This is a genomic window from Saccharopolyspora sp. NPDC000359 (assembly GCF_040300525.1).
In the GTDB taxonomy this organism is placed as follows: Bacteria; Actinomycetota; Actinomycetes; order Mycobacteriales; family Pseudonocardiaceae; genus Saccharopolyspora.
On record NZ_JBEPDU010000006.1, the window covers coordinates 142886 to 155517 of the forward strand.

Here is a 12632-nt window from a genome sequence, read left to right on the forward strand (position 1 = left end):
GAGAAGGCGGTTCGCGCCGACCCGGGCGGGAAGGATCACGCCAGACCCGGGCGAGAAGGCCGCGAAGGCGGGCCGCGCCGGGTCCGGGCGTGAAGAGAGGCCGCCCTGTGCGTGGGGCGGCCTCTCCATGATCCGCTCCGACCACTGCCGCACCGGGACGGCCCTCACCAGGTCCCGTGCCGCAGCGTGGGTCGGGCGGCGATGCCCTGGTGCCTACTGCTGGTCCGGCTCGGGCTTCGAGTCGTCGGCCAGGTACTCCTTGCCCTTCTCGGCGGCCTTGTCGACCTGCTCCTCGTGGCCGTACTTCTCCTTGGCCTTGCCCGCGGCCGCGTCGACCCCCTTGTCGACCTTGTCCCCGTGCCCCCGTGCCATGTCCTTCATCTTGTCCTTGAAGTCTCCGAGTCCCATGGTGCTCCCTCCCAAGGTCGCGTGGGTAAGTCCTCGGACTGCGCACGCCGAACCTAAGCCTTGAGCCCGCGACCCGCAGTCCGCCGAGGTTCGCGGTTAACACCTTCGAGGGGTCTTGCCGCCGGGCGCGGTTCAGCGCTACCGTTCGCCCTGACCGGATGACCAGATTTCAAATCCGGTCATCGCGTCAGAACCACCCGGAGGTGTCCAGTGCCGCAGCCCACCGAACGCGCCGACCGCATCCTCGACGCGGCCGGCGAGCTGATGATCCGGTTGGGGTACCGGAAGGTGACCGTCGAGGACGTCGCCCGCCAGGCAGGCATCGGCAAGGGCACCGTCTACCTGCACTGGCGCACCAAGGAGCAGCTGTTCGAATCGCTCATCCTGCGCTCGGCGCGGGAGATGATCACCGAGCTGGCGGAGAAGCTGCGGCGCGATCCGGCGGAGATCCAGCCGCACCGCTTCCTGCGCTCGGCGTTCCGCGCCACCCAGCGCAACCCGCTGCTGCGGGCGCTGGTCACCTCGGACGTGGAGCTGCTCGGCAGCCTCACGGAGTCCCCGGTGCGGGCCCGCGAGCAGGACATCGCCAACCGGTACTACGCGCTGATCACCAAGCACGGCCTGGTGCGCGACGACGTCCCGCACCTGGCCTACGCGATCAACGCGTCCACTCTCGGCTTCTACACCATGAGTTCCCTCAAGCCCGGCGTGCCGGAGCTGGACGACGAGAGCGCAGCGGACGTACTGGCGCACACCGTCCGGCACGCCTTCGAACCGGACGACGACCCCGACCCGACCTTGCTGGTCTCGGCCGCGAACGAGATCGCCGACCTGTTCGACGACCTGGACACGAGCTACCGGGAGTGGATATACGGCGCTCCCGGGAACGAGCGGGGTTGACCTCCCGCTCGACCACCACGAAAGGGGCTACACATGACGACCCTCGCCGACACCTGGGGCATCAACGAAGCGCAGTTCTGGCTGCGCGGTGTTCGACCGGCGCAGCCGGTGGAACACGATGAGGCGGCGGGCATGTGGAACGTCTACGGCTACCCCGAGATCCTGGAGGCGCTGAGCGACTTCCGGACCTTCTCCTCCGACACCCGGCGGTTGGTCCCGGACCTGGGCGACCAGTTCTCCGAGGGCAACCTGCTGAACATGGACCCGCCGGAGCACGACAAGCTCCGCAAGCTGGTCAGCCACGCCTTCACCCCGAAGGTCGTCGCGGACCTGGAGCCCCGCATCGCCGAGCTCACCAACGAGCTGCTCGACGGGGTCTCCGACCGGACCGAGCTGGTCGCGGACCTGGCCTACCCGCTGCCGGTGATCGTGATCGCCGAGCTGCTGGGCGTGCCGAGCAGCGACCGGGGGCTGTTCAAGAAGTGGGTCGACGCGATGTTCTCCAGCTCCAACCAGATCTCCTTCAAGGAGCCGAGCCAGGAACAGCAGGAGTACTTCACCAAGGCCATGGAGCAGGTCCAGGAGCTGTCCGAGTACCTGGTCACGCACGCCAACGAGCGGCGGGAGCAACCCCGGGAGGACCTGCTGACCAAGCTGGTGTCGGCCGAGGTGGACGGGGAGCGGCTCAGCGACGCCGAGGTCGCCAACTTCGGGATGGTGCTGCTCATCGCGGGCCACATCACCACCACGATGCTGCTGGGCAACACCGTGCTGTGCCTGGACGCGCACCCGGAGCAGCGCGCGAAGCTGCTCGCCGACCGGTCGCTGGTACCCGGCGCCATCGAGGAGTCGCTGCGCTTCTTCAGCCCGTTCGCCGCCGTGTCGCGGGCAACCACGCGGGAGGTGGAGCTGGGCGGGCGGACCATCCCGGCCGACCAGATGGTGCTGCTGTGGGTGGCGGCGGCGAACCGGGACCCGCGCCAGTTCTCCGACCCGGACATCTTCGACATCACCCGCGACCCCAACCCGCAGATCGGGTTCGGCCGGGGCATCCACTTCTGCCTGGGCGCGCCGCTGGCCCGGCTGGAGGGCCGGGTGGCGCTGAACATCCTGCTGGAGCGGTTCCCCGACATGCGGACCGATCCGACTGAGGCGCCGGAGTTCATCCCGAGCCCGGTCCTGACCGGGGTCAAGAAGCTCCCACTGCTGCTCTGAGGCGGGATCAGTGGGGCGGGCGGGCCGGGGTACCGCCCGCCCCCAGCTCAGGCGGGCGCCGCCTCGCGCTCGGGGGTCGCGACCGACTCCGGCGCCGGGGCGGTCGGCATCCGCCAGAACAGGCCGAGGGCGAGCACCGCGACGACGGCCGAGGCCGGGCCCAGCGCCCACCAACCCCACTGCGCGGCGACCGAACCTCCGGTGATCCCGCCGAAGCCCATGCCCAGGTAGAGCGCGGAGGAGTTGAACGCGATCACCACCGCGGCACCGGTCGGGGCCGCGGAGATCAGCCGGTGCTGGACGGCGGGCATGATCCCCCAGCCGCCCAGCCCCCACAGCACCAGCAGCACCGCCGTGAGCTCCGTCGACCCACCGGCCAGCGGCAGGAACGCCAGCCCGGCGGCGAGCAGCAACAACGACCCCGCGATGCCGACGCCGGAGCCGAAGCGGTCGGTGATCCGGCCGACCACCGCGTTGCCCATCGCACCGGCGACGCCGTAGACGAACAGCAGCACGCCGAGGGTGCCCGCGCCCGCACCGGTCAGCGCGGAGAGCATCGGCGAGGCGTAGGTGTAGGCGGCGAAGTCGGCGAGGGAGGCCAGCATCGAGACCACCAGGACCCACACGACGGCCTTGTTGCGCAGCACCGACACCCGCTCGCCGAACCGCATCGCGGGTGGCGCCGGGACCGGCGGCAGCGCCAGCAGGGCAGTCGAGGCGAGCACACCAAGGCCCGCGATCATCCAGAAGAGCCCCTGGTAGCCGACGGACTCCTCCAGCAGCACGCCCAGCGGCACGCCGATCACCGTGGCCAGGGTCAGCCCGCCGAGCACCATCGACACCGCGCGGCCGCGGCGGTCCAGCGGCACCAGGTCGGCGGCGATCACCACCGCGGTCGGGGTGAACAGGCTCGCACCCAGCGCGCCCAGCACGCGCGCGGCGGTGAGGGTGCCGAAGTCCGGGGCGAGCGCGGTGGCGATGTTGCCCACCACGAACAGCGCGAGCGACAGCTGCAGCAGCCGCCGCCGCTCCCACTTGCCGACCACAGTGGACAGCACCGGCGCGCTGATCGCGTAGGTCAGGGCGTGCACGGTGACCAGCTGGCCCGCGGTGGTGACCGGCACCCCGACGTGCCCGGCGATCGCCGGGAGCACCCCGGCGACCAGGTAGGACCCGGTGTTGATGACGAAGGTGCCGACGGCGAGCACCAGGAGCCGGAATTGCATTGGCGTCCCTCGGGGTTGCGGGGTGGGCGGGCAGCACGGATCGCGCGACGACCCGCGGGTCGATCGCGTGGAGGTGGGGGGACCGCGACCTCGCCGGGGCACGGCGGGGCCAGCGGTGGGGAGTGTTCGGTTGGGGTTGACCCTGCAACTGCGGACGGCCAAGAAGGCCAGACCCGTTCTCGGTGTCAGGCGGAACAACGACCGCAACACCGGCCGCACCCCGCATTTCGACACAGCCCCGACGCGTGTTAACACGCGTGACCCGGATCACCAATCACGCGGAGTGGCCGCCCTGGATCCCCTTTCCCCGCAGTGGTTTCCGGGTGGGCCGGGCGCCGCGGTCCGAGGTCGAAACGCCCGGCTTGCTGTTCCCGCAAAGAACTTTGTCGACTCGTCGGCGCGGCGGGCAGGTTGGAGGTGAACCACCGGCACGACCGAGCGAGGGCACATGAACCAGCAGTTCTGGGACGAGCGGTACGGCAGCAGCGACCAGCTCTTCAGCGGCAACCCCAACGGGGTGCTCGTCACCGAGGCGAGCGACCTGACCCCGGGGCAGGCGCTCGAAGTGGGGTGCGGCGAGGGCGCCGACGCGATCTGGCTGGCCCGGCGCGGCTGGCAAGTCACGGCCGTCGACATCTCGCGGGTCGCCCTGGAGCGCGCCGCCGCGGCCAGTGCGGACCTCGACATCTCCTGGCAGCACGGCGACCCGACGACCACACCACCCCCGGCGGGCGCGTTCGACCTGGTCTCGGTGCAGTACTTCCCGCTGCTGCGCGAACCCGGGCACTCCGCGCTGCGCGGCCTGCTGGCCGCCGTCGCACCGGGCGGCACGCTGCTGGTCGGCGGCCACGACCTCGCCGACCTGCCCTCGGACGCCGACTTCGACCCGGCCGACTACTACCACCCGGCCGACATCGCTGCCCTCCTCGACGACGGTTGGACGGTGCTGGTCAACGAAACCCGCGCGCGGACCACGCCCCCGCCGCCGGGCACCCACCACACCCGCGACACCGTCCTGAAGGCCCGGCGCGCCCGCTGACCGGAGCTGTTGGCTTGTCCCCGCGGGCGGGCTGCGGAATCCTGCGCGGCATGAGCAACACCACCGCCACCTTCGCCGCCTGCCTGCGCGAGCTGGACGTGCCCGGCCAGGTCGTCGAGTTCAGCACCGAGGTGCCGACCGCCGCCGCGGCCGCCGAACAGCTCGGCTGCGAGGTCGGCGCCATCGCCAACAGCCTGGTCTTCACCGCCGACGACGAACCGCTGCTGATCATCGCCAGTGGCGCGCACCGGGTGGACACCAAGCACGTCGCGCGGCTGCTGGGCACCGGCAAGATCCGCCGCGCCACCCCGGAGTTCGTGCAGGCGGCGACCGGTCAACCGGTCGGCGGCGTCGGCCCGGTGGGGCACCCGCAACCGATCCGCACGGTGGTGGACCGGATGCTCGCCGACCACCCGGTGGTGTGGGCGGGCGCGGGCACCAAGCACGCGATGTTCCCCACGACCTTCGAGGAACTGGTCCGGATCACCGGCGGCCTCCCCGCAGAGGTGGCGAAACCCCAACCCCCGGCACCGTCGCCGAACCGCAGTTTCAATTGAAACTGCGACTCCCACCCACGCCGAACCGCAGTTTCAATTGAAACTGCGGAACCCACTCACGACGGGCCACAGTTTCAGTTGAAACTGTGGATCCGGTCGTGGGGTGGTTGGTCAGACGTTGGGGTCGAAGCGGCCGTCGATGGCTGTCCAGCCGCCTTCCACCAGGTGCAGGCTGCCGGTCACGTAGGACGCCGCGTCCGAGGCCAGGTACACCACGGTTCCGGCGATCTCGTCGGCCTTGGCCCAGCGCCGCAGCGCGGTCTTGCGCGCGTACGCGCCGTACCAGGCCTCGTCCGACTTGATCTGCTCGGTCAGCGGCGTCTCGAACGGGCCGGGCGCGATGGCGTTGACCCGCACGCCCTTCGGCCCCAGTTCCGCCGCCAGTGCGCGGGAGAGCTGCACCACCCCGGCCTTCGTCGCGGCGTAGATGCCCTGGCCCGGTTCGACCACCTCCGCGCGGAAGCTGGCGAAGGTGATGATGCTGCCGCGCCCGCGCTCGCCCATCCGCGCGCCGAACTCGCGCAGCAGCCGGTAGGTGCCCTTCAGGTTGACGTCGACGACCCGGTCGAACTCGTCGTCGACGGTGTCCACCAGGCGCTTGCGGACGTTGATGCCGGGCGTCACGACCAGCACCTCGGCATCGGCTTCGGCCTCGGCGAGCGCACCGATCCCGGCGCCGTCGCGCACGTCCAGCTCGCGCCAGCTCGCCTCGTGGCCCAGCTGCCGGATCGCTTCGGCGGTCTCCGCCGCGCCGCCGGTGTCCAGGTCCGCGATGACCACCCGCGCGCCGTGCTCGGCGAGGCCGATCGCGCTGGCGCGCCCCAGGCCGCTACCGCCGCCGACGACCACGGCCTCGCGCCCGTCGAGCCGAAACAGGTTGGACAGCCGCTCCGACATGCACCCTCCCGATCGTCCACAGGGGACTACCGCCCCGCTCCGACCGGCGAATCATTCCCCCTCGCACAGCGCCGGGGCAAGGGCCCGTCCCGGTGGGCTCAACTCGCCGCCAGAAGGTCCGTGCCGCGGAAGGTGCTGCGGTAGGCGCTGGGCGACACCCCGAGCGCGGCCTGCAGGTGCTGGCGCAGCGAGGCCGCGGTGCCGAACCCGGCCTCGGCGGCGATCCGCTCCACCGGCAGGTCGGTCTCCTCCAGCAGTTGTCGGGCGCGTTCGACGCGCTGCTGGGTGAGCCACTGCAGCGGCGAGATCCCGACCTCGTCACGGAACCGCCGGGTGAAGGTCCGCACGCTCATCGACTCCTGGGCGGCCAGCTCGCGCAGCGACAGCGGCCGGTCCAGGTGCTCCAGCGCCCAGGCGCGGGCCCGCCGGGTGGACGAGACCTGCGGTTCCGGCACCGGCCGCCGGATGTACTGGGCTTGCCCGCCGTCGCGGTGCGGTGGCACGACGGTCATCCGCGCGACCTCGTTGGCGACCGCTGCCCCGTGGTCGCTGCGGATCATGTGCAGGCACAGGTCGATCCCGGAGGCCTCCCCGGCGGAGGTGAGCACGTCGCCGTCATCGGTGTAGAGCACGTCGGGGTCGAGTCGCACCGAGGGGAAGAACGCGCGGAACTGGTCGGCGGAGATCCAGTGCGTCGTCGCCCGCCGCCCGTCCAGCAGTCCCGCGGCGGCCAGCACGAAGGCCCCGGTGCAGACCGAGGCGGTGCGCGTGCCGGGCCGGATGTGGGCCAGCGCGGCGGCCAGCTCCGGGCCGAGCCGCCCCTCGGTCTCGGTCTCGTCGTACTCGTGGGTGGCCAGGACGATCACGGTGTCCGCGGTGGCCATCGCCTCCGGGCCGCGCGCGACGTGGATCGAAAAGTCCGCGTCGGTGCGCACCTCCCCCGGCGCGACGGCGCAGGTGATGACCTCGTACAACGGCTCCCCGGCAGGCCCCCGCGCGCGACCGAACAGCTGGTGCACCAGCCCGAGTTCCATCGGCATGACGCCGTGCCGGACGAGTACCGCGATGCGACTGGACATGGCCCGATTCTTGCACATGTTGTCCATCAGGCCACTCGTTCGGCGCGGCTGCTCCGCGCAGGGTTGGTGGCCATGAGGATCGATGTGCACCGCGCCTGGTGGGTCGCCGCCGCCACCGCGCTGATCGTCGTCGTCGCTGGGGCCTGCGCCACCGCAGCGGGCCTGCTGGTCACCCCGCTGCACCAGGAGTTCGGCTGGTCGCGCGCCACCACCGGGGTCGCGGTGTCGGTGAACATGGTGCTGTACGGGTTGACCGCGCCGTTCTCCGCCGCGCTGGTGGACCGCTTCGGCATCCGGCGGGTGGCGGTGGGCGCGCTGCTGCTGATCACCGCCGGGGCCGGGACGACCACCGCGGTGTCCGCGTCCTGGCAGCTCATCGCCGGGTGGGGCGTGCTGGTCGGGACCGGGTGCGGCGCGCTGGCGATGACGTTCGCGGCGACCGTGACGCACCGCTGGTTCGCGGCTCGGCGCGGCCTGGTGACCGGTCTCCTGACCGCGGCGAGCGTGTTCGGCCAGTTCGCGTTCCTGCCGGTGATGTCCTGGGTGGTCGAGAACTTCGCGTGGCGCGCGGCGACCACCGGCCTCGCCCTGGTCGCGCTGGCCGCGACGCCGCTGACCTGGCTGGTCTTCCGCGACCACCCCGCCGACCTCGGCCTACGCCCGTTCGGCGCGGCGGAGTTCGAGCCGAAGCCGCGCCCCGAGCCCGGCGCCGCCCGCCGCGCCGCCCGGCTGCTGCTCGACTCCGCGCGGACCGGCCCGTTCTGGCTGCTGGCAGGCACTTTCGCGATCTGCGGCGCCTCCACCAACGGGATCATGTGGACGCACTTCGCCTCCGCCGCGCACGACCACGGCATGCCGACGACCACCGCCGCCTCCGTGCTGGCGGTCATCGGCGTGGTCAACGTGGTCGGCACCATCGCGTCGGGCTGGCTCACCGACCGCTTCAGCCCCCGCCTGCTGCTGGCCGCCTACTACTGCCTGCGCGGGGTGTCGCTGCTGTTCCTGCCGTCGCTGCTGGCGTCGGCGGTGCAGCCCGGCTTGGTGGTCTTCGCGGTCCTGTTCGGCCTGCTCGACGTCGCGACGGTCCCGCCGACGATCGCCCTGTGCCACGAGGTCTTCGGCGCGGGCGGCGCGATCGTCTTCGGCTGGGTGAGCACCGCCCACCAGGTGGGCGCAGGCCTGGTCGCGCTCGGCGGCGGTGTGGCGCGCGACGTCATGGGCTCCTACGACGCGGTGTGGATCAGCGCGGCAGCCCTGTGCGCGATGGGGGCCCTGCTCGCCAGCGCCATCAGGAGGCCCGTGCCGCAACCGGCGTGAGCGCTACGCCATCGACTGCACGACGGCGGCGGCCACGGCCTGAGCGCCTTCCCGGACGCCCTGCCACGCCTCCGGGGTCTCCTCCGGCCACTCCAACTGCTGGTGCTTCTCCAGCAGCGCGGCCAGCTTCGGCGAGAGGTCGGGCTGGAGCGGCGTCCCCTCGCGCAGCGTCGCGACGATCCGCTTCAGGTCGTCCGGTGCCGCGGTGCGGTCCTCCAGCGCGGCGCGGGCCAGGTCGAGCGCGGCCATGTCGGCGATCAGCCAACCCTTGGGCGGCGCGGTGCCGACCTCGGCGTCGATGTGGGCGTCGATGAGGTCGGCGAGCAGCCCGGAGGACTCGGCGGGCAGCGCAGCACCCGTGCGCAACGCCCGGATCGCCCGGTCCATGTCATCGCCACTGGCCATCGAGAACCTCCCCATCGCGGTCGAACCAAGGGCATTCTGCCCCCGCCACCCTCCCCCACCCGGAACCGGTCCGGACATGCGGAGAGCGCCCGGTCGGGGTCGACTGGGCGCTCTCCGAGGTCGTGCGGGTCAGCCGACGCGGGTCAGCTGCCAGTCCTGGCCGATGCCGTCGCGGGCGTGCTGGACGTCGACCCGGGGCGGGAAGATCAGCAGCGGCGAGACGTCCAGCCGGAACTCGCCCTCCGGGCCGTAGCTGGCGATGCGCACCCGGTCGCCCTGCGGCGAGGACACCAGGTTCCAGGTGTGGGGCGCGGCCGAGGCGACCGCGTACCGGTGCTGGCTCGGCTCGGACTCGACGCCCAGGTAGCGGCCGGAGTGCGCGTTCTGGATGGTGTAGCCCTGGCCGTTCGGGGTGATCAGCCAGTCCTGGTGGCCCTGGCCGCGCGGCAGCAGCAGCGCGGGTGTCCCGGGCTCCGCACCGCCCTCGGTCAGCACCTCTCCGAACGAGCTCGCGGCGAACCCGATCTGGTAGGTACCGGACGGGATGGCCGCGCGGGATTCCGCCGCCGTCGCCGCCGGGGCGAACCCGGCCAGCCCCACGAGGGTCAGCAGCGCGAAGGCCCACGCCAGAGCACGTCGAAGATTCATCGTTCGAGGTCCTTTCCCCGGGAAGTGCCGATATCCGCGACCCCCGGCCCCATCCGGGCGATCACGACCTGTCCATCGGCCACCGGAGCACCGAACCGATGCCCTCGCTCGAAGGATTTCCCGCCCCCTCCGGGTGATCCCACTCGTGAGTGGCGATGGTCGTCAGAACCACCACCGCCACTCACGACCCCTGCTCAACCAACCGGTTGACAACACCCCCGACCCGCCCTAGCTTGGTGTTCAACCAACTAGTTGAGGAATGAACGTGGACGAGAGCACGGAGCGGCTCAACCGGGCGTTCGCGGCTCTGGCCGACCCCACCCGGCGCGAGCTGGTGGCCCGGCTGGCCGGGGCGGACGCGACCGTCGGCGAGCTGGCCGAGCCCTACGACATGAGCCTCCAGGCCATCTCCAAGCACGTGAAGGTGCTGGAGGACGCCGGACTGGTGACCCGCAGCAAGGACGCGCAGCGTCGGCCGGTGCACCTGGACGCGGAGGTGTTCGACCTGATGTCGAAGTGGATCGAGCGGTACCGGCGGGAGGCCGAGGAGCGCTACCAACGGCTCGACGCCCTGCTGGACCGGATGGACGAGGACGAGCGGAAGGACGCGTCATGAGCAAGCACGAGGCCCGCATCACGGCCGACGAGAAGGTCCCGACGATCGAGATCAGCCGAGAGTTCGACGCGGCCCCCGAGCAGGTGTTCCGCGCCCACGTGGACCCCGAGCTCTACGCGCGCTGGGTGGGGCCGCGATCGCTGACCACGCGGATCACGCGGTGGGACGCCCGCACGGGCGGCGAGTGGGCCTTCGCCAACGACCGCGACGGCGAGGAGATCGCCTCGTTCTACGGCAGCTTCCACGAGGTGCGGCCGGACGAGCGGATCGTGTGGACCTTCACCTACGAGGGCCACCCCGACATCGTCTCGCTGGAGACGCTGACCTTCGAGGCGCTCGAGGACGGCCGCACCCGGCTGCGGGTGCTGAGCGTGGTGCCCGACTTCGAGACCCGGGACGGGATGCTGGCCAGCGGCATGGAGACCGGGATCAGCGAGGGCTACGACAAGCTCGACGAACTGCTGGCGAGCAGGTCCTGAGGTGAACCCCGCCCAGCAGCACGCGCACGACGCAGCCCGGTTCACCGAGCTGGTGGACGCGGCCGACGACTGGTCGCGCCCCAGCCCGGTCGCCGGGTGGACCGCCCTCGACGTCGTGAAGCACCTGGTCGAGTGGTCCCGCGGCTTCCTGGCGGGCGCCGGGATCGAACTCCCCGCCGTGGACGTGGCGGCCGACCCGGTCGCCGCCTGGCACCAGCACGTCGCCGACATCCAGGCGATCCTCGACGATCCCGCCGGGCGGGTGCTCAGCAACCCGCACACCGGCGACAGGCCGGTGGACGAGGCGATCGACCAGTTCTACACAGCCGACGTCTGGATGCACACCTGGGACCTCGCCAAGGCGCTGGGCCGCGAGCCCGACCTGGGCGAGCAGCGCTGCCGCGCGGCGCTGGCGGGGATGAAGCCGATGGAGCAGGTGCTGCGCGACAGCGGGCAGTTCGGCCCGGCCGTGCCGGTCGCCGACGACGCCTCCGCGCAGACCGCGCTGATGGCCTTCCTCGGCCGCGACCCGGCCTGGTCCGGCTGAGGGAGGGCCTGTCCGGCGCACGCCGGACAGGCCCTGCCGGTCAGGGTTTGAGCAGGAAGGCGAAGTCGCCGGAGAGTTTGCCGCTCAACCGGACCGCCGACACCAGGCTGCCCTCGTCGACCAGCCGCTCGACCTCGGCTCGCGAGAAGCCGAAGCCGTCCGCGATCAGCCGCACCGGCCGGACCGGGATCCGCGCCGCGAAGCGGACCTCGACGTCGACCGCCTCGTCCACGGGCCGTTCCGCCCCGCCGGTGTCGAGGCGCCAGGCGCCGTTCCAGTCCAGGGCGATGCGGTTGCGCCGCTGCACGACCGGGTCCTGCAGCAGCTCAGCAGCCAGGCCGGGATCGTTGTCGTGCATCCGGTCCAGCAGGTCAGGTCGCACGGAGCGCACGTGCGCCCGGTCCAGGATCGCGAGCTTGGTGGTGTCCCCGCACCCCTCGCACAGCGCGAGGAGCCAGGCGTCGAGCAGCTTGTGGTTGGCGTTGACTCGGAATTTGCCGTTCGCCCGGAACAGCTCGGACTCGCACGCGTGGCAGCGGCGACGAACGAGCGGCAGGCAGGTGGGCACGACCATCCAACTGATGAGCACAGAAGTACACCTGTTCCAGTGAGAAAACCGCAGCAAGAAGAAGCGCGGCGCAGGAGCGCGACGCGCAACGAATCAGCTCTCGGGAGGTCTCACTTGGTGTACAACGGCCACGCCCTCGACTAGGCAACTCGGTCCTGCGGCAGAATATGCCGCAGGACCGGGCAGATCCAACGGTTTTTCCGCGCTGGCGAACACCCGCCACGGCGCGGGGACGGCCTCCCTGCCGACCTGCGTAGTCTGATGGCGATGGAGATCTGGATGCGGGCGGTCGCACTCGCCGCGCTGACGTTGACGGCGGCAGCTGCGCTGTCGGCGTGCAGCGGCGCCCAGCCGCCGGGAGGAAGTCCCGCGGAGCGGACCCGGGCCCAGGACGACCCGATCCTCGGCGTGGCCGCACCCGCCAACCAGGACCCGCCCGAGTGCGCGGCTCCGGTGGTGGAGCGCACCCCGGACGTCCCGACGGCCGAGCTGACCGTCGCAGGCCAGCCCGGGGACACCTTCACCTACGAGATCCGCAAGAAGGACGGGACCACCGCGAGCGGCACCAGCGGCGAGTTCGGCCCGGACCAGCGCGAGGTCGTGTTCGCCACGGGCGTCCCCAACGCCGACATCGAACTCGTCACCATCTCCGCCGACGGCCCCACCGGCACCCCGGGGACCTGCACGATCACCACGATCACGTAGGTGTCCTGGCAGGTGGCGACCCCCGC

At 71.7% G+C, this 12632-nt stretch carries 16 protein-coding genes; 9 read left to right on the forward strand and 7 right to left on the reverse strand.

Annotation, left to right across the window (positions count from 1 at the left end; all coding sequences use genetic code 11):
* Nucleotides 1–213: 213 nt before the first annotated feature.
* The gene (locus ABT324_RS06645) at nt 214–408 is read right to left on the reverse strand and encodes an antitoxin (protein WP_351172727.1); all 195 of its coding nucleotides are present in this window, start codon (nt 406–408) and stop codon (nt 214–216) included.
* Between the two features lie 210 nt (nt 409–618).
* Between ABT324_RS06645 and ABT324_RS06650 the strand changes: the two genes are divergently transcribed.
* Nucleotides 619–1308: a TetR/AcrR family transcriptional regulator gene (locus ABT324_RS06650; protein WP_351172730.1), complete on the forward strand. Its 690-nt coding sequence runs from the start codon at nt 619–621 to the stop codon at nt 1306–1308.
* Nucleotides 1309–1341: 33 nt separating this feature from the next.
* Nucleotides 1342–2523 carry a cytochrome P450 gene (locus ABT324_RS06655; protein WP_351172733.1) on the forward strand — a complete coding sequence of 394 codons (1182 nt, stop codon included), beginning with the start codon at nt 1342–1344 and terminating at the stop codon, nt 2521–2523.
* Between the two features lie 47 nt (nt 2524–2570).
* Here ABT324_RS06655 and ABT324_RS06660 read toward each other — a convergent pair whose 3' ends face one another.
* Nucleotides 2571–3749, reverse strand: coding sequence for an MFS transporter (locus tag ABT324_RS06660; RefSeq protein WP_351172736.1), 1179 nt, complete (start codon nt 3747–3749; stop codon nt 2571–2573).
* Nucleotides 3750–4197: 448 nt separating this feature from the next.
* Between ABT324_RS06660 and ABT324_RS06665 the strand changes: the two genes are divergently transcribed.
* Both ABT324_RS06665 and ABT324_RS06670 read left to right on the forward strand, forming a co-directional pair.
* Nucleotides 4198–4788, forward strand: a complete 591-nt coding sequence (locus tag ABT324_RS06665) for a class I SAM-dependent methyltransferase (protein WP_351172739.1) — start codon at nt 4198–4200, stop codon at nt 4786–4788.
* A 50-nt stretch (nt 4789–4838) separates the two neighbouring features.
* Nucleotides 4839–5345, forward strand: a complete 507-nt coding sequence (locus tag ABT324_RS06670; protein ID WP_351172741.1) for a YbaK/EbsC family protein — start codon at nt 4839–4841, stop codon at nt 5343–5345.
* Nucleotides 5346–5456: 111 nt separating this feature from the next.
* On the opposite strand, the gene ABT324_RS06675 is transcribed toward ABT324_RS06670, so the two are convergent.
* Together ABT324_RS06675 and ABT324_RS06680 are read right to left on the reverse strand one after the other, a co-directional pair.
* A complete protein-coding gene (locus ABT324_RS06675) occupies nt 5457–6242 on the reverse strand; it encodes an SDR family NAD(P)-dependent oxidoreductase (RefSeq protein WP_351172744.1) in 786 nt (261 codons plus the stop codon).
* A gap of 98 nt (nt 6243–6340) precedes the next feature.
* Nucleotides 6341–7348, reverse strand: coding sequence for a GlxA family transcriptional regulator (locus ABT324_RS06680; protein ID WP_351172747.1), 1008 nt, complete (start codon nt 7346–7348; stop codon nt 6341–6343).
* Nucleotides 7349–7393: 45 nt separating this feature from the next.
* Here ABT324_RS06680 and ABT324_RS06685 point away from each other — a divergent pair, with 45 nt between their 5' ends.
* The gene (locus tag ABT324_RS06685) at nt 7394–8638 is read left to right on the forward strand and encodes an MFS transporter (protein ID WP_351172750.1); all 1245 of its coding nucleotides are present in this window, start codon (nt 7394–7396) and stop codon (nt 8636–8638) included.
* Between the two features lie 3 nt (nt 8639–8641).
* Here the strand turns inward: ABT324_RS06685 and ABT324_RS06690 are convergent, their stop codons facing one another.
* Both ABT324_RS06690 and ABT324_RS06695 read right to left on the reverse strand, forming a co-directional pair.
* Nucleotides 8642–9043, reverse strand: coding sequence for a hypothetical protein (locus ABT324_RS06690; RefSeq protein WP_351172753.1), 402 nt, complete (start codon nt 9041–9043; stop codon nt 8642–8644).
* A 129-nt stretch (nt 9044–9172) separates the two neighbouring features.
* Nucleotides 9173–9691: an RICIN domain-containing protein gene (locus ABT324_RS06695; RefSeq protein ID WP_351172756.1), complete on the reverse strand. Its 519-nt coding sequence runs from the start codon at nt 9689–9691 to the stop codon at nt 9173–9175.
* A 265-nt stretch (nt 9692–9956) separates the two neighbouring features.
* On the opposite strand from ABT324_RS06695, the gene ABT324_RS06700 reads away from it, so the two are divergent.
* From ABT324_RS06700 to ABT324_RS06710, 3 genes are read left to right on the forward strand one after another with little or no spacing between them, the layout of a single operon-like run.
* Nucleotides 9957–10307, forward strand: coding sequence for an ArsR/SmtB family transcription factor (locus ABT324_RS06700; protein ID WP_351172759.1), 351 nt, complete (start codon nt 9957–9959; stop codon nt 10305–10307).
* Nucleotides 10304–10786, forward strand: a complete 483-nt coding sequence (locus ABT324_RS06705; RefSeq protein ID WP_351172762.1) for an SRPBCC family protein — start codon at nt 10304–10306, stop codon at nt 10784–10786. The genes ABT324_RS06700 and ABT324_RS06705 overlap by 4 nt, the downstream gene beginning before the upstream one ends.
* Nucleotide 10787: 1 nt before the next feature.
* On the forward strand, nt 10788–11333 hold the full coding sequence (locus tag ABT324_RS06710) for a maleylpyruvate isomerase family mycothiol-dependent enzyme (RefSeq protein WP_351172765.1): 546 nt from the start codon (nt 10788–10790) through the stop codon (nt 11331–11333).
* A 40-nt stretch (nt 11334–11373) separates the two neighbouring features.
* Here ABT324_RS06710 and ABT324_RS06715 read toward each other — a convergent pair whose 3' ends face one another.
* Nucleotides 11374–11922 (reverse strand): DUF1062 domain-containing protein, encoded by a 549-nt coding sequence (locus ABT324_RS06715; RefSeq protein WP_351172768.1) that lies wholly within the window; start codon nt 11920–11922, stop codon nt 11374–11376.
* 246 nt (nt 11923–12168) lie between these two features.
* Between ABT324_RS06715 and ABT324_RS06720 the strand changes: the two genes are divergently transcribed.
* Nucleotides 12169–12606 carry a hypothetical protein gene (locus tag ABT324_RS06720; protein ID WP_351172771.1) on the forward strand — a complete coding sequence of 146 codons (438 nt, stop codon included), beginning with the start codon at nt 12169–12171 and terminating at the stop codon, nt 12604–12606.
* Nucleotides 12607–12632 lie beyond the last annotated feature (26 nt).